Below are 20,850 nucleotides of genomic sequence, written 5' to 3'. Positions count from 1 at the left end.
CCATGGCAAATCTCCTCGCGGATTAGCGGCGTCGAAGCATCGCGTCCTGCCCCCCTTCCGCCGTCCCCCCGCCCTGGAGTATTTCCGTGATCACCGCCACCGGCGTCGAGCTGCGCGCCGGCGCCCGCGTCCTCATCGAGTCCGCCTCGTTCCGCATCGCCAAGGGCGACCGCATCGGCCTGGTCGGCCGCAACGGAGCGGGCAAGACGACCCTCACCAAGTGCCTGGCCGGCGAGGGCCAGCCCGCCGCCGGCTCCATCACCCGCTCGGGCGAGGTCGGCTACCTCCCGCAGGACCCGCGCACCGGCGACCTGGACGTCCTGGCCCGCGACCGGATCCTGTCCGCCCGCGGCCTCGACGTCCTGATCAAGAAGATGCGGATGAACGAGGAGCGCATCGCCACCGGCGCCGGCGCCACCCGGGAGAAGGCGCTCAAGCAGTACGAGCGCCAGGAGACCGAGTTCCTCACCAAGGGCGGGTACGCCGCCGAGTCCGAGGCCGCGACCATCTCGGCCGCCCTCAGCCTCCCCGACCGGGTCCTCGGCCAGCCGCTGCACACCCTCTCCGGAGGCCAGCGCCGCCGCGTCGAGCTCGCCCGGATCCTCTTCTCGGACGCCGACACCCTGCTCCTCGACGAGCCGACGAACCACCTCGACGCCGACTCCATCGTCTGGCTGCGGGACTACCTGAAGAACTACCGCGGCGGCTTCGTCGTGATCTCCCACGACGTCGACCTGGTCGAGACCGTCGTCAACAAGGTCTTCTACCTGGACGCCAACCGCTCCCAGATCGACGTCTACAACATGGGCTGGAAGCTCTACCAGCAGCAGCGCGAGGCCGACGAGAAGCGCCGCAAGCGCGAGCGCCAGAACGCCGAGAAGAAGGCCGCGGCCCTGAACTCGCAGGCCGACAAGATGCGCGCCAAGGCCACCAAGACCGTCGCCGCGCAGAACATGGCCAAGCGCGCCGACCGGCTGCTCGCAGGCCTGGAGGCCGTCCGCGTCTCCGACAAGGTCGCCAAGCTCCGTTTCCCGGACCCGGCGCCCTGCGGCAAGACCCCGCTGACCGCCGAGGGCCTGTCGAAGTCGTACGGCTCGCTGGAGATCTTCACCGACGTCGACCTGGCCATCGACAAGGGCTCCCGCGTCGTCATCCTCGGCCTCAACGGCGCCGGCAAGACCACGCTGCTGCGGCTGCTGGCGGGCACCGAGAAGCCGGACACCGGCGAGGTCACCCCGGGCCACGGCCTCAAGCTCGGCTACTACGCCCAGGAGCACGAGACGCTCGACCCCGACCGCACGGTCCTCGAGAACATGCGCTCGGCCGCGCCCGACCTGGACCTGGTCGCCGTACGCAAGACCCTCGGCTCGTTCCTCTTCTCCGGCGACGACGTGGACAAGCCCGCCGGGGTCCTCTCCGGCGGCGAGAAGACCCGCCTGGCCCTGGCCACGCTGGTCGTCTCCTCGGCGAACGTGCTGCTGCTCGACGAGCCCACCAACAACCTCGACCCGGCCAGCCGCGAGGAGATCCTGGGCGCGCTGCGCACGTACAAGGGCGCGGTCATCCTCGTCACGCACGACGAGGGCGCGGTCGAGGCGCTGGAGCCGGAGCGGATCATCCTGCTCCCGGACGGCGTCGAGGACCTGTGGGGCCCGGACTACCGGGACCTCGTCGCCCTCGCCTGATCCCCCGGAGTCGGTGATCCAGTTCCTTATGGATCATTCGGCTCAGGCGTGATCCATCATCTGAGTGAGACGGTCTCGTACCTCTGCGCTCTGTACGACGGCCCCGGCCGTGCCCGCACGGGCATGCTGCCGGGGCCGTCGTTTTGTGCCGTCCGGCCCCTGACCTGGCGATTCCCGGTGAGGGTGGAGAAGTGTGACGGACGTCATGCAGCGGAAGAGAAGATTCCGTTCTGCTGATGTGTCCACTGGTCGGGAAATGCCGTCGTACCGACCTTGCTGAATGGGTGGCCAGGAAGCCGGGGAGGGGTGATCATGAGAAGTCCAGAGCGCACTTCCCATGAGGAGGCACGGGTGGCCGAGACTCTGAAGAAGGGCAGCCGGGTAACCGGCGCCGCGCGCGACAAGCTCGCGGCAGACCTGAAGAAGAAGTACGACTCCGGTGCGAGTATCCGGGCGCTGGCCGAGGAAACCGGCCGGTCCTACGGATTCGTCCACCGGATGCTCAGCGAGTCCGGAGTCGTGCTGCGTGGTCGCGGTGGCGCGACGCGTGGCAAGAAGGCGGCTTCGGCCTGACCCGGAACCCTGGCCGTCAGGCCCGGGGCCGGGATGGAAGACGCTTGCCTGCCCACACCGCGGTTCCTTCGGTGACCCCCGGTCGGCCGTGTGGCCGATCGGGTGGTTACTGTGCAGTCACTTAGGCCGGGATTGCCGGCCGACTGCACACCGGAGGCACCAGATGGCTCTGCTCGACAAGGACGGCGTACGGCTCACCGTGGACGACTCGGTCGCCACGGTGACACTGACCAATCCGGCCAAGCGAAACGCTCAGTCCCCCGCGCTCTGGCGGGCGTTGACGGAGGCCGGAAGGTCGTTGCCGGGCACCGTCCGGGTCGTGGTGCTGCGCGGTGAGGGCAAGTCCTTCTCCGCCGGACTCGACCGGCAGGCGTTCACCCCCGAGGGTTTCGAGGGTGAGCCGTCCTTCCTCGATCTGGCGCGCGGTTCGGACGAACTGCTCGACTCGACCATTGCCGAGTACCAGGAGGCTTTCACCTGGTGGCGGCGCAACGACATCGTTTCCATCGCCGCCGTACAGGGGCACGCGATCGGCGCCGGCTTCCAGCTCGCGCTGGCGTGTGACCTGCGGGTGGTCGCGGACGACGTGCAGTTCGCCATGCGCGAGACCAGCCTGGGCCTCGTGCCGGACCTGGCGGGCACGCAGCCGCTGACCTCCCTGGTGGGCTACGCCCGCGCGCTCGAGATCTGCGCGACGGGCCGTCTCGTGCATGCCGAGGAGGCGGAGCGGGTCGGGCTGGCCAACCTGGTCGTCCCGGCCGACGAGCTCGACGCGGCGGTGCAGGACCTCACGACGGCGCTGCTGGCTCCGCCGCGGGACGCCGTGATCGAGACGAAGGCGCTGCTCCGCGAGGCGGTGTCCCGCCCGTACGACGACCAGCGCTCGGCGGAACGCGCCGCCCAGGCCCGCCGCCTCCGCGACCTGGCCGGCCTCTCGGACTGACCCCCCCCGCCGCCTCCGACGCCGGCAGGCTGCTCTTGCAGCCCCGCCGGCGTTCGAGGCGCGGCTCCGGGCAGAGCCCGGGGAACGGCGGTAGGGGACTCCGCACAGCGGACCGGCCCTCAGGGGATCAGGAGGGCCTTGCCCGGAACCGCCCGGGCTTCGATCGCGCGATGCGCGTCCGCGGCCTCCGCAAGGGGGAACCTGCGCGCGATCACCGGGCGGAGCCGCCCCGCCGCCGCCTCGGCCAGCGCATGGCCCGCCAGGCGGGTGATCTCCGCCGGCGGGAACTGGACCTCCGCTATCCCCCGCAGAGCGATCCGGCGCCGCTCCACCTCCGCCGGGTCCGGCTCCGTGAAGCCGCCGCCGGGGGCGCCGTGCGCCGAGACCCGCCCGCCGTCCCGGACCAGCCCGAAGCCCGCCAGGCCCAGCTCGCCGCCGACCCCGTCGAGCAGGACGTCCACCGGACCGCCGACCGCCTCGGTCCAGCCCGGTTCCGTGTAGTCCACCGCCCGGTCCGCCCCCAGCTCCCGGACCAGCGCCAGTTTCCGCTCGCCCCGCGCCGCCCCCACCACGTACGCTCCCGCCGCCACCGCCATCTGCACCAGCAGCGTCCCCATCCCGCCGGCGGCGCCCAGGATCAGCACCCGGTCTCCCGGCTTGATCCCGACGCCCTCGACGATGCCCGAGCCGGTCACCCCGTCGTGCGCCAGCGCCGCCGCCTTCGCCGGTTCCAGCCCGTCCGGGACCGGGACCAGCAGTTCCACCGGGACCCGGACCAGTTCCGCGTACGTCCCCTTCGTACCCGGGGCGGCCACCACCCGGCGGCCCCGCCAGCCCGGGTCCACCCCTTCGCCCACCGCGAGGACCGTCCCCGCGGCCGCGCCGCCCGGCACGTACGGCGGGTGGATGCCGAAGGACGCGCCCCAGCCCCCGCGGATCTGCGTCTCCACGTAGATGGTGTCCACGGCCTCGGCCCGGACCACCACCTCGCCCGCCCCCGGGACCGGGTCCGCCAGCTCGACCGGCACCAGGACCTCCGGACCGCCGTACCCGTCCACCCGTATCGCCCGCATGACATCCCCCTCGTTCGGCATTCACGTTCGGCATTCGGAACGTGCCACGGCCGTTTTCGGCCTTGATCACTCGCCCACTCTCGGACCTCGACCGCGGTTGAGGTCAAGCGGCGGCATGAATCCGGTCCCGGCCGACCGGCGTAGTCCCTGCGCGCCAACGCGGCCGCCCGCTTACCGTGGTGAGGAGTGAGTCCATCCGCGCGAAGGGACACGCGATGACCGAATCCGCATCCGGGGGCGCCTCCCGCAACCCGGGCGACCGGGGCCGCACCACCATCTCCGACGGGGTGGTCGAGAAGATCGCCGGGCTCGCCGCCCGCGAGGTGGTCGGTGTCCACGCCATGGGCAGCGGCACCGGCCTCTCCCGTACCTTCGGCGCCGTCCGCGACCGCGTCCCCGGCGGGGCGAAATCGTCCGTCACCCGCGGGGTCAAGGCAGAGGTCGGCGAGGTGCAAACGGCCCTCGACCTCGAGATCGTCGTCGACTACGGCGTGTCGATCCGCGACGTGGCCCGGGCCGTCCGTGAGAACGTCATCTCGGCGGTCGAGAGGATGACGGGCCTGGAAGTCGTCGAGGTCAACATCGCGGTCAGCGACGTCAAGCTCCCCGACGAGCCCGACGAAGAGCCGGAAACCCGACTCCAGTGAGGGAGCCCGCATGAGGATGGCGGTCGTCGGCCTCTTCGCCGGCATGGCGCTGGCCTTCGCCGGATACTTCGGCGGGTTCGGGGCCTTCCTGCTGGTGGCGGCGCTCGGTGCCATCGGCTTCGTCGTGGGCCGGTTCCTGGAAGGGGACCTGGAACCCGGCGACTTCTTCCGCCCCCGCGACCGCGACAGGTGAGGCCCCGATGAGCACGCCACGGACGACCCCGCCGCGGGTGCCGCCGGCCGACCGGGGGTCCACCCGGATCGGTGACCGGGTCGTCGCCAAGATCGCGGCCCAGGCCGCCCGGGAGGCGCTCGCCGCGCAGACCGGCGGGCCGCCGACGGCCGCGGGTACCGCGCGCGCCGTCGGACTCGTCGGGTCCGTCGGGTCCGCGCGCCCCGCCGGCGCCGGGCCGGCCGCCCCGCACGCCACCGTCACCGTGCACCACGACATCGCCCGGGTACGGGTGAGCCTCGAGCTCGACTACCCCTCGGACCTCGGCGCCCAGTGCGCAGCGGTACGCCGCCAGGTCGTCTCCCGCATCGAGGAGTGCGCCGGCATGTCCGTACCCGAGGTGGACATCGACATCGAGCACCTGCACTCCGCGCACACCTCCGGCTCCGCCGTACGGGACCGGAAGCTGCGGTGACGGCGCCCTCCCCCGGCCGTGCCCCGGACCCGGACCTGGACCCGGATCCCGGGCGGGCCCCGGTCCGCGCCGCGCGGTTCCGGTCGGCCCGGCGGGTCCCGGCCGCGCTGACCGCACTCGCCGTGCTCGGGGTGGCGGGCCTGTTCCTCTACGACCTCGCCGCCGTACGGGCCGGCCGTCCCGGGATGGAATGGCGCCGCGAACTCGCCCACCAGCTGGAGCGGCAGACCCCCGCGGACCCGTGGGTCCTCGTGTGCGCCGGTGCCCTCGCCGTGGCCGGGGCGGTGCTCCTGCTCCTCGCGCTGACCCCCGGGCTCCGCGCGATCCTGACGATGCGGACGGCGGACCCGGAGGCCGGGGTACGGGCCGGGCTCGGTCGCAAGGCCGCCGCGCTGGTGCTGCGGGACCGGGCCATGGAGGTGTCCGGGGTGCAGTCGGCGCGGGTCGCGGTGGGCCGTTCCCGCGTCGCGGTCCGGGCCGCTTCGCACTTCCGCGAGCTGGACGACGTACGGGCCGACCTGGAGGCCGTGCTCGCGGTCGGCATCGAGGAACTGGGCCTCGCGCACCCGCCGCAGCCGCGGGTACGGGTCACCCGGGCCCCCGTCGGGAAGAGGTGAGGGGATGCTCGGGACGGTGAACCGGATCCTGCTCGGGATCATCGGCCTCGTCCTGCTGGCGGCCGGGGCGGCGCTGCTGGCGGCGTTCCGACCGCTCGGCGGCCGCCACGAGCCGCTGCTGACGGAGGCGACCCGGCTGCGGTACTGGCATGCCGAGGGCTGGTGGTGGTGGGCGGTGCTCGCCGGGCTCGGGTTGTGCGTGGTGCTCGCACTGTGGTGGCTGGTGGCCCAGCTGAGGCGTTCGCGGCTGACCGCGCTGGTGGTGGACACCGGGGACGAGGCGTTCGCGGTGCTGCGGGGGCGGGCGCTGGAGGAGGCGGTGGCCGCCGAGGCGGGGGCGCTGGAGGGGGTCGCCCGGTGCAGCGTCGTGCTGCGCGGGCGGCAGGGGAAACGCAGTCGGCGCAGTGCGCCGAAGCTCCAGGTGGAGCTGGAGCTGGAACCGCATGCCGTCCCGGCCGATGCGCTGGCCGCGCTGGCCGGGCCGGTGCTGAACCACGCCCGCCGGTCTGCGGGCCTTGCCGAACTCCCCGCGGAGGCCCGCTTCCGGATCGCCAAGCACCGGGCCCGCCGCGTCACGTGATGAGCGGGGAGGGCCTCAGAAGGGGAGGGCCTCAGAAGCCGTGGCGGGAGCCGCCGTCGACCGGGAGCATGATGCCCGTCAGGTACGAGGCCGCGGGCGACAGCAGGAACGCCGCCGAGCGGCCGAACTCCTCCGGGGTGCCGTAGCGCCTCAGCGGAATGCCGGATTCGTTGGCCGCGCGGGCCGCCTCGGCGTCGCCCGACAGCGCGTCGAGCTCGCGGACGCGGTCGGTGTCGATCCGGGCCGGCAGCAGCCCGACCACGCGGATGCCGCGCGGTCCGAGCTCCACCGACAGGGACTTGGCGAAGCCCGCCAGCCCGGGCCGCAGGCCGTTGGAGATGGTCAGGCCGGGGATCGGCTCGTGGACCGAGCCCGACAGGACGAAGCCGATGACCCCGCCCTCGCCCAGCTCGGCCGCCGCCGCGCGGGCCAGGCGTACGGCGCCCAGGAAGACCGCTTCGAACGCCGCGGCCCACTGCTCGTCGGTGTTGCTCGCCGCCGAACCGGGGGCGGGGCCGCCGACGCTGACGAGGATGCCGTCCAAGCGGCCGAAGCGTTCCTTCGCGGCGGCGACGAGCGCGGCCGCCGACTCCGGGTCGGCGTTGTCCGCGGCGACCCCCACCGCGTTCGGACCCAGCGAGGCCGCCGCCTCGGCGGCGCGCGCCGCGTCGCGGCCCGTCACGATCACCTTCGCGCCGTCCGCCGCCAGTTCGCGTGCCGAGGCGAAGCCCAGGCCCCGGGTGGCTCCGGTGACGACGTAGACACGGTCCTTCAGTCCAAGATCCATGCCCGACACGCTACGCCGTCGGCGCCGGCTCCCGCTCGGGGGTGGCGCCGGCCGCCGCGGCCGCCGCCCGGTCGCGCTTCTCGCGCCGTACGAGGACCAGCCAGCCCACCGGCACCGCCGAGGCGAACAGCCACCACTGCACGGCGTACGCCATGTGCGGGCCGATCGAGTCGTGGTCGGGATCGGCGACCGTCTCCGGGCTGCCGCCCGCCGGGGCCGGAGCGGTGAGCTCCAGGTAGCCGCCGAGGACGGGCCGGGCCAGGTACTCCGCCTGCTGCGCGCTGTTGATCAGCATCACCTGGCGGTCCGGCAGGCCCTTGCGGTCCTTGATGCCGCTGCCGCCGCTCGTCTCGTCGGCCTTCAGGCGGCCGGTGACCGTCACCTCGCCCGCGGGCGCGGCCGGCACGGGCGGGTACGCGCGCGGGTCGTCGCCGCCGGCCACCCAGCCGCGGTTGACCAGGACCACCCGGCCGTCGGCCAGCACCAGCGGGGTCAGGACGTGGAAGCCGACCTTGTCGTCGTTGTCGGTGCGCATCCGCACGACGACCTCGTGCGCGGTGTCGTACGTCCCGGTGGCGGTGACGGCGCGCCAGTAGTCGGCGCGCGGGACCCGGTGGCCGGGGGAGGTCACCTCGGTCATCGGGACCGGCTTCGCGGACAGGTTCGAGGCGATCAGCTCGTTCTGGGCGACCCGGTGCTCATGGCGGTGGTACTGCCAGAACCCCAGCTTGATCATCGCGGGGATGAGGGCGAGGGCGACGAGGGTGAGGCACACCCATTGCCGGGTCAGCACAAAGCGGTACACGCCCACGACGGTACCCCCAGCCGGGAAGACCCCGGTGGCCGGGTGGCCGTCCGGGGTCGGGACGGGGAACGGGGATGGGGAACCGGGGGAGCGTCACACGGGGGTTCGGGGAGGGTCAGACGCGGTCGACGATGCCCACCTTCCCTTCCGCGCGGGCGCAGTGCGCCCCGCAGAACCACTGGCCCTCGACCTCGACGCCCTGCCCGATGATCTGCACCCGGCAGTGCTCGCAGATGGGCGCCATGCGGTGGATGGCGCAGGAGAAGCAGTCGAAGACGTGCACGCTGCCCTGCGCGTGCACTTCGAAGGACATGCCGTAATCGTTTCCGCAGACCTCACAACGTGCCATGCGCCACAGGGTGGGACCGGACGGGCGGAACGCGGAAGCGGGTGCCGGGCGAGTCGCCCGATGCTCACCCGTCTGCCGCAGCGACGTCCCGCAGCAGTTGGGTGAAGGCCGCCTCGTCGACCACCGGCGTACCGAAGGACTTCGCCTTGACCGTCTTGGAGGTGGCCGAGTCGGGGTCGTTCGTCACGAGCAGGCTCGTGAGCCGCGACACACTCGTCGCGATGTGCAGGCCCGCCTCGATCGCCCGGTCCTCCAGCAGTTCCCGCTCCACCGAGGTGTCACCCGAGAAGGCGATCCGCATGCCCTGCTTCAGCGGCTTGCCGTCCTCGAAGCGGCCCGGGTTGGGGTGCGGGCACGCCGGCCGCTTGCGCGAGGGCCGCCAGCTGCCGCTCCCGTACGAGGCCTGCCGGCCGATCCGCGGGGTGACGGCGGAGTCCGACCACTCCGTCAGCGGCCGGCATTCCAGCAGGGGCAGTCGTACGCCGTCCCGCGCGGCGGCGTGCAGCGACGGACGGAACGCCTCCGCGAGCACGCGGGCGTCGTCGAGAGCGTGGTGGGCGCGCTGCTGGACCACGCCGAAGTGCGCGGCGAGCGATTCCAGCTTGTGGTTGGGCAGCGGGAGGTTCAGTTCCTTCGACAGGGCGATGGTGCACAGCCGCTGACGGACCGGCGCGGTCTCGGCGGCCCGCGCGTACTCCCGGGCGATCATCTGCCAGTCGAAGATGGCGTTGTGCGCGACCAGCACCCGGTCCGCGAGCCGGTCCGCGAACTCCCCGGCGATGTCCTTGAAGAGCGGCGCGTCCTGGAGCATGTCGCTGGTGAGCCCGTGGATCCAGACCGGTCCCGGGTCCCGCAGGGGGTTGACCAGGGTGTACCAGTGGTCCTCCACGTTGCCCTGCGCGTCGAGCCGGTAGACGGCGGCGGAGATTATCCGGTCGTCGCGAGCGAGCCCGGTCGTCTCCACGTCGACGACCGCGTACCCCTCGGGGTACGCGGTCGGCCACGTCGTCTCTGCGGTCGTACGGTCGTCGAGCATGGTCACAGAGGATATCGGCACGGACTGACACCCGGAGCCCGATGGCCCGGGCCGGCCCGGGCGCGGGCCCGCGAACCGATTCACCGCAGGGGCGGATTCGGCGACGCCAGCAGGGAGCGTACGAGGGCCCGTACGGACAGCAGGAACAGCCGTTCCGGATCCGCCGGGTGGGCCAGGGCGCGGGCGAGTTCCGGGTCGTCGGGGGCGGCGGAGGGGTCCCAGAGGTCGCTCTCGGCGGGGGACTGGGCGGGGGAGCGCTCGCGATTGCGCTCCACGAGGAGGTAGCCGACGATCTGGAACTGGACCGCGCGCACCGTGTCGGCGGCCCTGGCACCGCGCAGCCCGGCCGCGTGCACCTCGTGGACCAGGGCCTGCTGGGCGGGCAGGAACATCCGCTCGGTGAGCCCGCGTTCGTGGACCATCGCGATCAGGTGCGGCCGCTCGCGCAGCTCGCGGCGCAGGGTCCGGGCCACGGAGAGGATCCGCTCGGTGGGGGTGCGGCCGGCCGGCCGGATCGCGCCCATGTCCTGGACGGTCCGCTCCACGAGGGCGTCGAGCAGTGATTCGCGGTTGCCGACGTGCCAGTAGATGGAGGTGACCGCGGTACCCAGCTCGGCGGCGAGTTTGCGCATGGTGAGGGCGCCCGGGCCGTGCTGCTTGACCAGGCACGCGGCCTTCTCCAGTACCTCGTCGCGGGTGAGCGTGGTTCTGGCCATGGCCGTCCCGCCAATCTGTCGGATCGTCAGTTCTGGTCCGTGCAGGGGTCTTTACCCTTCATCGGTGGCGGTGTAACTGTGTTACAGAACCGATCCGCTCAAGACGAGGGATGGTGCGAGATGGCACGCGTACGGTACGGAGCGCGCACCGAGGCCGAGATCACGGCGTCGCGCGAGAAGAGTTCCCGGCTCCCCGACATCTGGTCCACCGGCGTGGTGGCGGTCTGGGAGAGCGACCCGGACGTGGTGGCGGCGGTCCTGCCCCCGCCGCTCAAGCCCGCCGAGCGGCCCCTCGTACGGGCCAACATCAGCAAGGTCGACCTGCCCGGCTACCCCCTCGGCGCCGGCTCCGTGGCCGTCGCCGCGCAGCACGGCGGGGTCGAGGGCTGGTACCCGCTGGTCATGCCGATGACCCACGAGCGGGCCCTGATCGGCGGCCGCGAGGTCTTCGGCGAGCCGAAGAAGCTGGGCGAGGTCGACGTCGAGCGGGACGGCCTCGTCGTACGGGCCTCCCTGGCCCGGCACGGGATCGCCTTCGTGGAGGTGCGCGGGGCGGTGGACCGCGAACTGCCGCTGCCCGAGCCCGCCGCCAAGACCGACTTCTACTTCAAGTTCCTCCCGGCGGTGGACGGTTCGGGCTTCGACGCCGACCCGGTGCTCGTCCACGTCACCCGCAACGAGAAGGTCCGCAAGCTCGAGCACGTCACCGGTGACGTGGTCCTGCGCGAGTCGATGTTCGACCCCGTCGCCGACCTCCCCGTACGCCGGATCGTGGAGATCACCATCGGCGAGAAGACCACCGACCAGAAGGGCCGCGTCGTCGAGCGGGTCAGCGCCCAGGCCCTCCTCCCGTACATCCACCAGCGCTACGACGACCCGATGCAGATCCTCGACGCGCCCCCGGAGGGATCGTCAGAGGGGAGGGTGTGACATGAGGCTCGAACCGGGACAGGTGGCCGTCGTCACCGGCGCCGCCGGCGGAATCGGCCTCGCCATGGCCCGCCGCTTCGCCGCCGAGGGGCTGAAGGTCGTCCTCGCCGACGTGGAGGAGGGCGCCCTGCGCAAGGCCGCCGACGAGCTGACCGCCGACGGCGCCCAGGTGCTCGCCCGGGTCGTCGACGTCGGCGACCGCGACTCCGTGATCGCGCTGGCCGACGCCGCGTACGACACCTTCGGCGCCGTGCACGTGCTGTGCAACAACGCGGGCGTCGGCTCCGGCGCGGAAGGCCGGATGTGGGAGCACGAGCCCAACGACTGGAAATGGGCCTTCTCCGTCAACGTCTGGGGCGTCTTCCACGGCATCCAGGCCTTCGTCCCCCGCATGATCGCGGCCGGCGGACCCGGCCACGTCGTCAACACCTCTTCCGGCGACGGCGGCATCGCCCCGCTGCCCACCGCCTCCGTCTACGCCGTCACCAAGGCGGCCGTGGTCACCATGACCGAGTCCCTGTACGCCCACCTCAAGGCGGAGGGCGCGGCCGTCGGCGCCTCCGTCCTCTTCCCCGGCCCGCACATGCTGCGCACCGGACTGTGGGAGTCGCACCGCAACCGGCCCGAGCGGTACGCGAAGCAGCGGCCGCGCAAGACCCCGTACCGCAGCCTCGACCAGTACGAGGCCGCGATGAAGCAGGCCGGCCACGAGGTGGACTTCACCCCGGTCGAGGAGGTCGCCGAGCACGTCGTCGACGGCATCCGCGCCGACCGCTTCTGGATGCTCCCGGCGAGCGAGCACAGCGACCGGCAGATCCGCGCCCGGTCGCAGTCGATGCTCGACCGCGCCAACCCCGCCTATCTGGAGAGCTTCATCCTCGACTGAGGAGCGTTTGCAGTGAGTGAGACCGTGAGCGACAGCAGTGCGTACGAAGACCCGTACCTGATCATCTCCTCCGACTGCCACGCGGGCCTGCCGACCGAGCAGTACCGCCCGTACCTCGACTCCCGCTTCCACCCCCAGTTCGACGAGTTCCTCGGCCAGCGCGACGCCCGCCGCGCCGAGGCCACGAAGCTCGGCGTCCGCAACGAGGCCTTCGCCGAGAAGTGGTTCCACGACCACGAGGAAGGCCTCAGGGGCGGCTGGGACACGGCGCAGCGCCTGAAGGAACTCGACGGCGACGGGGTGGCCGGCGAGGTCGTCTTCCCCGACGCCGACGCCGTGGACAGCCAGACCGCCGCGCCCTTCGGGGTGGGCCTCGGGCTCTCCGGCGACCAGGACCCCGAGCTCGGCATGGCGGGCGCGCAGGCGCACAACCGCTGGCTGGCGGAGTTCGTCTCCGAGACCCCCGAGCGGCACTGCGGGGTCGCCCTGCTGCCCGTCACGGGCGAGCCGTCGAAGGTCGTCGCCGAGATCCACCGGGCCAAGGAGTCCGGGCTCGGCGCGTTGATGATCCCCGCGATGTGGGTGGACAAGGCGCCGTACCACGACCGCCGCTACGACCCGGTCTGGGCGGCCGCGGCCGAGACGCAGATGCCGATCGTCACCCACTCGGGGTCCTCGCCCCGCCACGAGTACGGCGACCACCTGGGCATCTTCGTGTCCGAGGTCACCTGGTGGCCGGCCCGCCCGCTGTGGTTCCTGCTCTGGTCCGGGGTCTTCGAGCGGCACCCGGGCCTGAAGTTCGGCGTCGCCGAATCGGGCTGCTGGTGGCTGCCGAACCAGCTGTGGTTCATGGACCGGCTGTACCTCGGCGCGCACGGCGGCAAGAAGCTGTCGCCGTTCGAGGAGCTCAAGCGCCCGCCGAGCGAGTACCTGGACCGCCAGGTGTTCATCTGCGCGACCAACACCAAGCGGCGCGAGCTCGCGCAGCGCTACGAGATCGGCGTGGACAACATCCTGTGGGGTTCGGACTTCCCGCACCCCGAGGGGACCTGGCCCAACACCCGGAGCTGGCTGAAGAACACCTTCCACGACATCCCGGTCGGCGAGACCCGCCGGATGCTGGGGCTGGCGGCGGCGGACGTCTTCGGCTTCGACACGGACAAGCTGGCCCCGATCGCCCGCCGGATCGGCCCGACCCCGGCGGAGCTGGGCCAGCCGGCCGACCAGGCTTCCGTGGAGGCCTCGTGGGCCCGCTCGCGGGAGACGGGCCGCCACTGGCTGACGGGCCACGACTTCCCCGTCCTGGGGGTGTCCTGATGGCGGACCGCTACACGGTCATCTCGGCGGACTGCCACGCCGGCGCCGACCTGCTGGACTACAAGCCGTACCTGGAGAAGCGGTACCACGAGGAGTTCGACGCCTGGGCCGCCACGTACGTGAACCCGTACGAGGACCTCCTCGCGGACACCGCGGACCGCAACTGGAACTCCGCGCGCCGGCTGTCCGAGCTCGAGGCGGACGGCATCGTGGCCGAGGTCCTCTTCCCCAACACGATCCCGCCGTTCTTCCCCAAGGCCTCGCTGATGGCCCAGCCTCCGACGGCCGCGGAGTACACGATGCGCTGGGCGGGGCTCCAGGCGCACAACCGCTGGCTGGCGGACTTCTGCGCGGACGCACCGGGCCGGCGGGCGGGCGTGGTCCAGATCCTGCTGAACGACGTGGACGCGGCGGTGGAGGAGATCCGCCGCACGAGGGAGGCAGGCCTGACGGGCGGCATCCTGCTGCCCGGCGTCCCGCCCGGATCGTCGGTCCCCGAGCTGTACTCGGCCGCGTACGACCCGATCTGGGCGGTGTGCGACGAGCTGGACGTCCCGGTCAACCACCACGGCGGCTCGGCGTCGCCGCCGCTCGGCGACGAACCGGCCGCGAGGGCGGTCTTCATGGTCGAGACCACGTGGTTCTCGCACCGCGCCCTCTGGCACCTCGTCTTCGGCGGGGCCTTCCGCCGCCACCCCGGCCTGAAGCTGGTCCTGACGGAGCAGGGCTCCGGCTGGATCCCGGGGGTGATCGAGATGCTGGACTACTACCACGGCCGCCTGGTGAACGCGGCTGCCGAGGCGGCCACGGCGGAGTCCAAGTTCGGCGCCGGCCTGGCCGAATCCATGGGCAAGGGCCCGAGCGAGGTCTGGCGGGACAATTGCTTCGTGGGGGCCAGCTTCATGCGCCCGCACGAGGTCCCGCTGCGGGACCGGATCGGCCTCGACAAGATCATGTGGGGCAGCGACTACCCCCACGACGAGGGCACGACCCCCTTCTCCCGCGAGGGCCTGCGCATCGCGTACGCGGGCCTCCCGCAGGACGAGGTCGCCGCGATGGTCGGCGGCAACGCGGCCCGCGTGTACGGCTTCGACCTGGCGCAGCTGGACGCGCTGGCGGCGAAGCACGGCCCGTTGGTCTCGGAGATCGCGGAACCCCTCACGCACGTCCCGCCGGAGGCCACCAGCCCGGCCTTCGCCCGAGGAGGCTCGGTCCGCGTCTGGTGATCCCGTGACCCCGCCGGGCGGCTCAGTTCTTGTACACGAGCCGCTCCGGCGGGATCCGCTCGGTGCCGACCACGCTCGTGCGCCGGTCCACCTCGACGACCAGCCCGTCCACGTCCGCGAGCGGCGAGAGGTCCAGCGTTCCGAGGCATTCGCGCAGGACGAGCAGCCGCAGCCCGGGCAGCTCGGTCAGCGGCTCCAGCGTCCCCTCGAACACGCACCTGATCAGGACGAGTTCGGTCAGGCGCTGATACGGCACGAGAGCCGCGAGCGACACGGGTGCGGCGTGCCGGATCTGCAGGGAGCCGAGCCCCGGGAGCGGGAGCGAGCGGACCAGCTGCCGGTACTGCAGGCTGCCCGCGATCGTCAGGTCCTTCACCCCCGGCCACCGCTCGATCCCGTCGAGGGTCATCCTGCGGACGCCCTGCCACAGGGCCAGGGACGTCAGCCCCTCGGCCGCCGGGACGTCCCCGATCCACCGCTGCGCCGGCTCGAACCCGATGACCAGGGACTTGAGCCGGTCGACCGCCGCCAGCGGGGCCAGCGAAAGACCCTCCCGGAGGTAGCCGAAGGCGAGGCTGTCCGCCGCCAGCTCGGCGACCGCCTCGATGCCCGTGACCTCCGGGCAGTCCAGCACGCCGAGGTGGCGCAGCGTCGGATGCCCGGCCAGTGGTGCGAGATCGGTCAGGCTCGGATTGCGGTGGATGACCAGCCACTCCAGGTCCCTCCGCCCGGAGATCTCCGTCGGGACGGCGCCGTTCCACGTGAGGTGGACCCGGCGTATGTGGGGCATCCGGCCGAGCACGGCCAGCTGCTCCGGCGTGCGGACGTGCAGGTGCCCGACGCGCACGGGGGCGTCGGCCAGGACCGCGTCCGCGTACGCGTCGGTGGGGAACCGCCCCCAGGAGTCGGACAGTTCGTGGACCACGTCGTAGCGGTCGTCCCGGCGGAAACCGGCGATGACCTGGAGCGCCCGCTCCCCGCCGACCAGCGCGGCCGTGCGGATGACGGCGGCCGCCTGCTGCTCGGCCAGGCCCGTCGGGCCGGGCAGGAGTTCCAGGACCAGCTCGCCCGCCTTGGCCAGCTCCTCGGCCTGCCCCACGGAGTGCGGCGGCAGCAGGTGCGCCGTGCGCGCCTCCACCTCGTGCCAGACCGCCGGGTCCAGTTCCGGGGCGTGCTCCAGGCAGGCCGCGGCCAGCAGGACCAGCCGGCTGTTGTCCCGCTTGACCTTGTCGGCCCGCCGCAGCAGCTGCCGGAGCAGGCGCGCGCGCTCGTCGGGGCGGGCGTGCCCGACCGCCATGCGGACCACGTCCTCCCACGCGTCCTCGTGGGCGTTGCCCACCAGCACGCCGAAGTCCCGCGCCTCCACGGCAGCCTTGGCCCCCAGGTAGTCCTGGAAGGTGCGGTGCACGAAGTGGACCGACCCGGGCATCGGCTCCCGGAGCAGCCCGCTGCGGATCAGCAGGTGCCGGAACACCTGCTCGGCGCCGGCCTGCGCCCGTACCTGGGGCATGGCGCCGAGCCACTCGCCCACCATCTCCTCGGCCTCCGTGCAGGACGCCTCCACCTGGCCGTTGCGGATGAGCCAGTACGCGAGCCGCTGGAGCAGCAGGGTCTGCTCGTCCCTGCTGAGGTACACGCCCTCGACACCGGAGATGTCCCGCTCGGTGTCCCGGCGTACGAGGAGCATGTCCAGGGCGGCGTCGTACAGCTCCTTGCGCGCCCTCGGCAGGTGCATGTGGCGGTCCCGGTTCAGGGCGCACAGCAAAGCGCACATGAGGGGGTTCGAGGCCAGCCATCCGAGGTCCCGGCGAGAGCCGACGGACTGGATCAGCGACTTCTCGTACCGGTCCAGGCTGTCCCGCTCCTCCTCGGAGCCGCACTCGGCGCGGGCGGAGTCGTGCCAGTGCGTGATGAACGCGCTGACGTCGTCGCGCTCCATCGGCAGCAGGGAGATGAGGGAGAAGGCCTGCCCGGTCAGCCAGTCCTCCGGGACCGCCGACGGGCGTGTGGTCACCACGTAGCGGGCCCGGGGGTAGGCCGCGAGCAGGGATCTGAGCCACTCCTCCGTGCGGCTGCGGAGCTTCGACGGCACCTCGTCGACGCCGTCGACCAGGACGAGTGCCCGCCCTTCGGACAGCAGGCCCTCGACCCATCCCTCCGGGGCCCGCAGCGGCACGCCCGAGGCGCGCAGCCAGTTCTCCGGCATCGGCAGGCCCTCGGGCGAGTTGAACGAGCGCAGCCGCAGGACGAAGGGGACGAGCGTGTTCCAGTGGCGCAGGCCGAGCTTGAAGCTCCGTCTCGCCGCATTCAGGGCCAGCCACTGCACCAGGGTGCTCTTGCCCGAACCCGCCGGGCCGCGCAGCAGTACCCGTTCGGAAGTGCTCAGCGCCAGCTCGGTCTTCATCGCCGAGTGGCGGCCCGGCTCCTCCAGCAGCTGCTCGCCCGTCACCGCCAGGCTGATGTAGGCCAGGTCCAGCGGCCACTCCTGGCGGGCGTGGCTGAAGGTCAGGCCGAACAGCTGGAGGCGGCTGTGGGTTTCGGCGACGTAGCGCGCGTACTGCTCCTCGAAGGCGTAGGCCGCACCGTCCGTGCGTTCCTTCATCCGGTCCACGGCGCGCGCCAGCTCGCCCGTCCGGCGGACCAGCTCCACGTCCGCCCGGGCCCCGAAGCCCGGCAGGGTCGTCACGTACTCCACCGCGTGGACGCAGCACAGCCGGACCAGGTCGCGGTAGACGGCCTCGGCCGGCTCGCTCAGGCCCGAGGCCGCGGCAACCGCCGCGGCCAGCGCCGCAGGGTCCAGGTCCGCCGCGAAGAGGGTCTCCGCGTTCAGCGGGCCCAGCGCCGCGAAGGCGTCGCCCACCGCGTCCAGCGCCGCCAGGCGCTCGTGCTCCGGGAGGCCGCGCGCGGCCGCGTCCAGCCGGGGCGCCAGGGTCTCGGCGAGGCGGCGGACCTCCGCCGCCCCCAGCTCCGCCGGCCGGCGCCAGCGCGGGGCCGGAGCGGCCGGATCCGCCGCCAGACCGGCCCCCGGGGACCGGCTCAGAAGGGACTTCACCAGCGCCCCCGCCGCCGTACCCGCCACCCGTAAGACAACCGTCTCGAAGCCCGTCATCCCCTGCCCTCCCCTTGGCTCGGACATCATCGCGTGAACCGCCGGTAACCCCGATGGATACCGATCGGTAACAACCCCTAGCGGCGCCCCCGAACCCGCTCTATGGTGCGGGCATGCCGAACCTGCCCGATGTCGTGCTGTGGTCCATACCCGCCTTTGTGCTGCTCACCGTCATCGAGGTGGTGAGCTACCGGCTCCATCCCGACGAGGATGCCGCCGGCTACGACACCAAGGACGCGGCGACGAGTGTCGCCATGGGCCTCGGCAGCATCGGCTTCGACCTGCTCTGGAAGCTCCCGGTCGTCGCCGTCTTCACCGCGGTGTACGAACTGACCCCGTTGCGCGTGCCGTTCCTGTGGTGGACCGTCCTGCTGATGCTGCTGGTACAGGACTTCCTCTACTACTGGCAGCACCGGCTCCACCACGTCATCCGCATCCTCTGGGCCTGCCACGTCGTCCACCACAGCAGCCGGAACTTCAACCTCACCACCGCCCTGCGCCAGCCCTGGACCAGCGCCACCACCTGGTGGTTCTACCTGCCGATGGTCGCCCTCGGCGTGCACCCGGCCGCGATCCCGTTCTGCTACGGCATCAACCTCCTCTACCAGTTCTGGGTCCACACCGAGCGCATCGGCAAGCTGCCGCGGGCCTACGAGTACGTCTTCAACACCCCCTCCCACCACCGCGTCCACCACGCCTCCCAGGGCGGCTACCTGGACCGCAACTTCGGCGGGATCCTGATCGTCTGGGACCGGATGTTCGGCTCCTGGGTGGGCGAGACCGACAAGCCCGTCTACGGGCTCACCAAGAACATCGGCACCTACAACCCGCTCCGCGTCGCCACCCACGAGTACGCCGCCATCGCCCGCGACGTCCGCGCCGCCGGCAGCTGGCGCGAGCGCGCCGGGCGCGTCTTCCGCGGCCCCGGCTGGCAGCCCGCCGCCCCGGCGGCAGCAGCCGAGACCGCCGCCGCCGAGCCCGCCAAGGCCCAGGAGCACGCCGCGTGAGCGACACCGGGTCCCGTGCGTTCCGTACGCCTTCCTGGGCGCGGCCCGTGCCCGACGAAGCGGGCGCCGCCGGTCGCGTCCTGCTCGGTGCCTTCTCCGTCGCCACCGCCGTCGACCTCGGCTCGCTGCTGGCCGGCTGGCACCTCGGGCACGTCCTCGCCAAGCCGCTGCTGATGCCGCTGCTCGTCGCGTACGTCATCACCCGCCGGGCCCCGCGCCTGCTCGCCGCGGCCCTGCTGTTCGGGTGGGGCGGGGACCTGGCGCTGCTCTTCGACGCCGAGCCCGCCTTCCTCGTCGGCATGGGCTCCTTCGCCGCCGGGCACGTCTGCTACCTCGTGCTCTTCGGCCGGGGCAGGACGCACCCCGCGCTCGGGGGCGCGTACGCCGTCGCCCTCCTCGGGACCGTCGGCCTGCTCTGGGGCGACCTGCCGGCCGACCTGCGGATCCCGGTGGCCGGGTACAGCCTGCTGCTCACCGCCATGGCCTACCGCTCCAGCGCCCTCGGTCTGCGCGCCGGCCTCGGCGGGGCGCTGTTCCTGCTCTCGGACACCCTGATCGCCACCGGGGTCGCCGACTGGCCGCAGCTGCCGCGCCCCGACTTCTGGATCATGGCCACCTACGTCGCCGCCCAGTACCTCCTGGCCACCGGAGCGCTCGCCCCGACGCAGGCGTACGGTAGGACGGTCCTACAAGACTGAACTATCTGATCCGGAGGGCTGCACCACCATGCGAGCCACCGTCATCCACGCCCCGCACGACATCCGCGTGGAGGAGGTGCCCGACGCTGCGATCCAGCGCCCCGAGGACGCCGTCGTCCGCGTCCTGCGTGCCTGCATCTGCGGCAGCGACCTGTGGGCCTACCGCGGCGAGGCCGAGCGCCGGCCCGGCCAGCGCATCGGCCACGAGTTCCTCGGCGTCGTCGAGGAGACCGGCTCGGCCGTGTCCGGCCTGAAGGCCGGCGACCTCGTCGTCGCCCCCTTCATGTGGTCCGACGGCACCTGCGACTACTGCTCCGAGGGCCTCTACACCTCCTGCGTGCACGGCGGCTTCTGGGGCTCGGTCGGCTTCGACGGCGGCCAGGGCGAGGCCGTCCGCGTCCCGCACGCCGACGGCACCCTCGTGAAGCTGCCCGCCGCCGCCGTCTCCGACGACCACCTGCTGACCGGCCTGCTGGCCCTCTCCGACGTCATGGGCACCGGGCACCACGCCGCCCTGGGCGCGGGCGTCCGCAAGGGCTCCACCGTGGCCGTCGTCGGCGACGGCGCGGTCGGCCTGTGCGGGGTCCTCGCCGCCAAGCGCCTCGGCGCCGAGCGGATCATCGCACTGGGCCGCCACGCCGTCCGTACCGACATCGCCAAGCTGTTCGGGGCCACCGACGTCGTCGCCGAGCGCGGCGAGGCCGCCGAGGCCGCCGTCCGCGAGCTGACCGGCGGCCAGGGCGCGCACGCGGTCATCGAGGCGGTCGGCACCGAGCAGTCCATGCGCACCGCCGTGAACATCACCCGCGACGGCGGGGCCATCGGCTACGTCGGCGTCCCGCACGGCAGCGGCACCGGCCTCGACCTCGGTGTGATGTTCGACCGCAACATCACCCTGCGCGGTGGCGTCGCCCCGGTGCGCGCGTACATCCCGGAGCTGCTGGAGGACGTGCTGAGCGGCGCGATCGACCCGTCGCCCGTCTTCGACCGGGCCGTGTCCCTGGACGAGGTGCCGGACGGCTACCGCGCGATGGACGACCGCAGCGCACTGAAGGTGCTCATCAAGCCCTGACGGCCTGGGTGACGGCGGAAGGGGGGGGGGGGGGGGGGGCCCCCCCCCCCCCCCCCCCGCTTTCGCGCGGACCCCTGGGGGGCCCCTCCCCCCGACCCCTTCTCCGCCCCCCCGCCGTCACCCCCCCCCCACCCCCGCCGCCAACCC

The 20,850-nt window shown here is 72.8% G+C and carries 22 protein-coding genes; 15 read left to right on the top strand and 7 right to left on the bottom strand.

Going from position 1 to position 20,850, the window contains the following annotated elements; translation table 11 throughout:
- Positions 1 to 86: 86 nt before the first annotated feature.
- The 3 genes from ACZ49B_RS30245 to ACZ49B_RS30235 all read left to right on the top strand — a co-directional run bounded on the left by ACZ49B_RS30245 (position 87) and on the right by ACZ49B_RS30235 (position 3,201).
- On the top strand, positions 87 to 1,685 hold the full coding sequence (locus ACZ49B_RS30245) for an ABC-F family ATP-binding cassette domain-containing protein (protein ID WP_468311888.1): 1,599 nt from the start codon (positions 87 to 89) through the stop codon (positions 1,683 to 1,685).
- Positions 1,686 to 2,036: 351 nt separating this feature from the next.
- Positions 2,037 to 2,258, top strand: coding sequence for a helix-turn-helix domain-containing protein (locus ACZ49B_RS30240; protein WP_005319113.1), 222 nt, complete (start codon positions 2,037 to 2,039; stop codon positions 2,256 to 2,258).
- A gap of 163 nt (positions 2,259 to 2,421) precedes the next feature.
- Positions 2,422 to 3,201 carry an enoyl-CoA hydratase/isomerase family protein gene (locus tag ACZ49B_RS30235; protein ID WP_468311886.1) on the top strand — a complete coding sequence of 260 codons (780 nt, stop codon included), beginning with the start codon at positions 2,422 to 2,424 and terminating at the stop codon, positions 3,199 to 3,201.
- A gap of 119 nt (positions 3,202 to 3,320) precedes the next feature.
- On the opposite strand, the gene ACZ49B_RS30230 is transcribed toward ACZ49B_RS30235, so the two are convergent.
- Entirely contained in the window at positions 3,321 to 4,274 is a 954-nt protein-coding gene (locus tag ACZ49B_RS30230; protein WP_468311884.1) for a zinc-binding dehydrogenase, read from the bottom strand.
- A gap of 215 nt (positions 4,275 to 4,489) precedes the next feature.
- Here ACZ49B_RS30230 and ACZ49B_RS30225 point away from each other — a divergent pair, with 215 nt between their 5' ends.
- The 5 genes from ACZ49B_RS30225 to amaP are packed head-to-tail and all read left to right on the top strand — an operon-like array spanning position 4,490 to position 6,765.
- Positions 4,490 to 4,921: an Asp23/Gls24 family envelope stress response protein gene (locus tag ACZ49B_RS30225; RefSeq protein WP_468311883.1), complete on the top strand. Its 432-nt coding sequence runs from the start codon at positions 4,490 to 4,492 to the stop codon at positions 4,919 to 4,921.
- A 10-nt stretch (positions 4,922 to 4,931) separates the two neighbouring features.
- Positions 4,932 to 5,114, top strand: coding sequence for a hypothetical protein (locus ACZ49B_RS30220; RefSeq protein WP_053790244.1), 183 nt, complete (start codon positions 4,932 to 4,934; stop codon positions 5,112 to 5,114).
- A gap of 7 nt (positions 5,115 to 5,121) precedes the next feature.
- Complete coding sequence (locus tag ACZ49B_RS30215) at positions 5,122 to 5,568, top strand: hypothetical protein (RefSeq protein WP_468311881.1); 447 nt, start codon at positions 5,122 to 5,124, stop codon at positions 5,566 to 5,568.
- On the top strand, positions 5,565 to 6,185 hold the full coding sequence (locus ACZ49B_RS30210; RefSeq protein WP_468311879.1) for a DUF6286 domain-containing protein: 621 nt from the start codon (positions 5,565 to 5,567) through the stop codon (positions 6,183 to 6,185). The genes ACZ49B_RS30215 and ACZ49B_RS30210 overlap by 4 nt, the downstream gene beginning before the upstream one ends.
- 4 nt (positions 6,186 to 6,189) lie before the next feature.
- Positions 6,190 to 6,765 carry an alkaline shock response membrane anchor protein AmaP gene (gene amaP / locus ACZ49B_RS30205; protein ID WP_468311878.1) on the top strand — a complete coding sequence of 192 codons (576 nt, stop codon included), beginning with the start codon at positions 6,190 to 6,192 and terminating at the stop codon, positions 6,763 to 6,765.
- 31 nt (positions 6,766 to 6,796) lie between these two features.
- Here amaP and ACZ49B_RS30200 read toward each other — a convergent pair whose 3' ends face one another.
- The 5 genes from ACZ49B_RS30200 to ACZ49B_RS30180 all read right to left on the bottom strand — a co-directional run bounded on the left by ACZ49B_RS30200 (position 6,797) and on the right by ACZ49B_RS30180 (position 10,458).
- Positions 6,797 to 7,552: an SDR family oxidoreductase gene (locus tag ACZ49B_RS30200; RefSeq protein WP_468311877.1), complete on the bottom strand. Its 756-nt coding sequence runs from the start codon at positions 7,550 to 7,552 to the stop codon at positions 6,797 to 6,799.
- 10 nt (positions 7,553 to 7,562) lie between these two features.
- Entirely contained in the window at positions 7,563 to 8,357 is a 795-nt protein-coding gene (locus tag ACZ49B_RS30195) for an SURF1 family cytochrome oxidase biogenesis protein (protein WP_468311875.1), read from the bottom strand.
- 115 nt (positions 8,358 to 8,472) lie between these two features.
- A complete protein-coding gene (locus tag ACZ49B_RS30190) occupies positions 8,473 to 8,706 on the bottom strand; it encodes a hypothetical protein (RefSeq protein WP_078613516.1) in 234 nt (77 codons plus the stop codon).
- 64 nt (positions 8,707 to 8,770) lie between these two features.
- Positions 8,771 to 9,748, bottom strand: a complete 978-nt coding sequence (locus ACZ49B_RS30185; RefSeq protein ID WP_468311940.1) for a DEDDh family exonuclease — start codon at positions 9,746 to 9,748, stop codon at positions 8,771 to 8,773.
- Positions 9,749 to 9,822: 74 nt separating this feature from the next.
- Positions 9,823 to 10,458, bottom strand: a complete 636-nt coding sequence (locus ACZ49B_RS30180) for a TetR/AcrR family transcriptional regulator (protein WP_468311874.1) — start codon at positions 10,456 to 10,458, stop codon at positions 9,823 to 9,825.
- A gap of 120 nt (positions 10,459 to 10,578) precedes the next feature.
- Between ACZ49B_RS30180 and ACZ49B_RS30175 the strand changes: the two genes are divergently transcribed.
- Genes ACZ49B_RS30175 through ACZ49B_RS30160 form a run of 4 tightly spaced genes read left to right on the top strand, consistent with a single transcriptional unit; the run spans position 10,579 to position 14,817 of the window.
- On the top strand, positions 10,579 to 11,388 hold the full coding sequence (locus ACZ49B_RS30175; RefSeq protein ID WP_468311872.1) for an acetoacetate decarboxylase family protein: 810 nt from the start codon (positions 10,579 to 10,581) through the stop codon (positions 11,386 to 11,388).
- A 1-nt stretch (position 11,389) separates the two neighbouring features.
- A complete protein-coding gene (locus ACZ49B_RS30170) occupies positions 11,390 to 12,274 on the top strand; it encodes an SDR family NAD(P)-dependent oxidoreductase (RefSeq protein WP_468311870.1) in 885 nt (294 codons plus the stop codon).
- 12 nt (positions 12,275 to 12,286) lie between these two features.
- Positions 12,287 to 13,591: an amidohydrolase family protein gene (locus ACZ49B_RS30165; RefSeq protein WP_468311868.1), complete on the top strand. Its 1,305-nt coding sequence runs from the start codon at positions 12,287 to 12,289 to the stop codon at positions 13,589 to 13,591.
- On the top strand, positions 13,591 to 14,817 hold the full coding sequence (locus tag ACZ49B_RS30160; protein WP_468311866.1) for an amidohydrolase family protein: 1,227 nt from the start codon (positions 13,591 to 13,593) through the stop codon (positions 14,815 to 14,817). The genes ACZ49B_RS30165 and ACZ49B_RS30160 overlap by 1 nt, the downstream gene beginning before the upstream one ends.
- A 22-nt stretch (positions 14,818 to 14,839) precedes the next feature.
- Here the strand turns inward: ACZ49B_RS30160 and ACZ49B_RS30155 are convergent, their stop codons facing one another.
- Positions 14,840 to 17,926 (bottom strand): NACHT domain-containing protein, encoded by a 3,087-nt coding sequence (locus tag ACZ49B_RS30155; protein WP_468311865.1) that lies wholly within the window; start codon positions 17,924 to 17,926, stop codon positions 14,840 to 14,842.
- A 113-nt stretch (positions 17,927 to 18,039) separates the two neighbouring features.
- Here ACZ49B_RS30155 and ACZ49B_RS30150 point away from each other — a divergent pair, with 113 nt between their 5' ends.
- The 3 genes from ACZ49B_RS30150 to ACZ49B_RS30140 are packed head-to-tail and all read left to right on the top strand — an operon-like array spanning position 18,040 to position 20,703.
- Positions 18,040 to 18,933 (top strand): sterol desaturase family protein, encoded by an 894-nt coding sequence (locus tag ACZ49B_RS30150; protein WP_468311863.1) that lies wholly within the window; start codon positions 18,040 to 18,042, stop codon positions 18,931 to 18,933.
- Positions 18,930 to 19,631, top strand: a complete 702-nt coding sequence (locus tag ACZ49B_RS30145; protein ID WP_468311861.1) for a lysoplasmalogenase — start codon at positions 18,930 to 18,932, stop codon at positions 19,629 to 19,631. Before ACZ49B_RS30150 ends, ACZ49B_RS30145 begins: the two co-directional genes overlap by 4 nt.
- Positions 19,632 to 19,659: 28 nt before the next feature.
- Positions 19,660 to 20,703, top strand: coding sequence for a zinc-dependent alcohol dehydrogenase family protein (locus ACZ49B_RS30140; protein ID WP_468311859.1), 1,044 nt, complete (start codon positions 19,660 to 19,662; stop codon positions 20,701 to 20,703).
- Positions 20,704 to 20,850 lie beyond the last annotated feature (147 nt).

This window comes from Streptomyces sp. NPDC031132 (assembly GCF_055570595.1).
This window is presented reverse-complemented; position numbering and strand designations above follow the sequence as displayed.

What these genes read in the sequence shown, in the direction of transcription:
- ACZ49B_RS30170 (WP_468311870.1), top strand. Translation starts at nt 11,390, where the DNA reads ATGAGGCTCGAACCGGGACAGGTGGCCGTCGTCACCGGCGCCGCCGGC.
- ACZ49B_RS30175 (WP_468311872.1), top strand. Translation starts at nt 10,579, where the DNA reads ATGGCACGCGTACGGTACGGAGCGCGCACCGAGGCCGAGATCACGGCG.
- ACZ49B_RS30235 (WP_468311886.1), top strand. Translation starts at nt 2,422, where the DNA reads ATGGCTCTGCTCGACAAGGACGGCGTACGGCTCACCGTGGACGACTCG.
- amaP (WP_468311878.1), top strand. Translation starts at nt 6,190, where the DNA reads ATGCTCGGGACGGTGAACCGGATCCTGCTCGGGATCATCGGCCTCGTC.
- ACZ49B_RS30220 (WP_053790244.1), top strand. Translation starts at nt 4,932, where the DNA reads ATGAGGATGGCGGTCGTCGGCCTCTTCGCCGGCATGGCGCTGGCCTTC.
- ACZ49B_RS30160 (WP_468311866.1), top strand. Translation starts at nt 13,591, where the DNA reads ATGGCGGACCGCTACACGGTCATCTCGGCGGACTGCCACGCCGGCGCC.
- ACZ49B_RS30225 (WP_468311883.1), top strand. Translation starts at nt 4,490, where the DNA reads ATGACCGAATCCGCATCCGGGGGCGCCTCCCGCAACCCGGGCGACCGG.
- ACZ49B_RS30215 (WP_468311881.1), top strand. Translation starts at nt 5,122, where the DNA reads ATGAGCACGCCACGGACGACCCCGCCGCGGGTGCCGCCGGCCGACCGG.
- ACZ49B_RS30140 (WP_468311859.1), top strand. Translation starts at nt 19,660, where the DNA reads ATGCGAGCCACCGTCATCCACGCCCCGCACGACATCCGCGTGGAGGAG.
- ACZ49B_RS30230 (WP_468311884.1), bottom strand. Translation starts at nt 4,274, where the DNA reads ATGCGGGCGATACGGGTGGACGGGTACGGCGGTCCGGAGGTCCTGGTG.
- ACZ49B_RS30190 (WP_078613516.1), bottom strand. Translation starts at nt 8,706, where the DNA reads ATGGCACGTTGTGAGGTCTGCGGAAACGATTACGGCATGTCCTTCGAA.
- ACZ49B_RS30200 (WP_468311877.1), bottom strand. Translation starts at nt 7,552, where the DNA reads ATGGATCTTGGACTGAAGGACCGTGTCTACGTCGTCACCGGAGCCACC.
- ACZ49B_RS30150 (WP_468311863.1), top strand. Translation starts at nt 18,040, where the DNA reads ATGCCGAACCTGCCCGATGTCGTGCTGTGGTCCATACCCGCCTTTGTG.
- ACZ49B_RS30180 (WP_468311874.1), bottom strand. Translation starts at nt 10,458, where the DNA reads ATGGCCAGAACCACGCTCACCCGCGACGAGGTACTGGAGAAGGCCGCG.
- ACZ49B_RS30155 (WP_468311865.1), bottom strand. Translation starts at nt 17,926, where the DNA reads ATGACGGGCTTCGAGACGGTTGTCTTACGGGTGGCGGGTACGGCGGCG.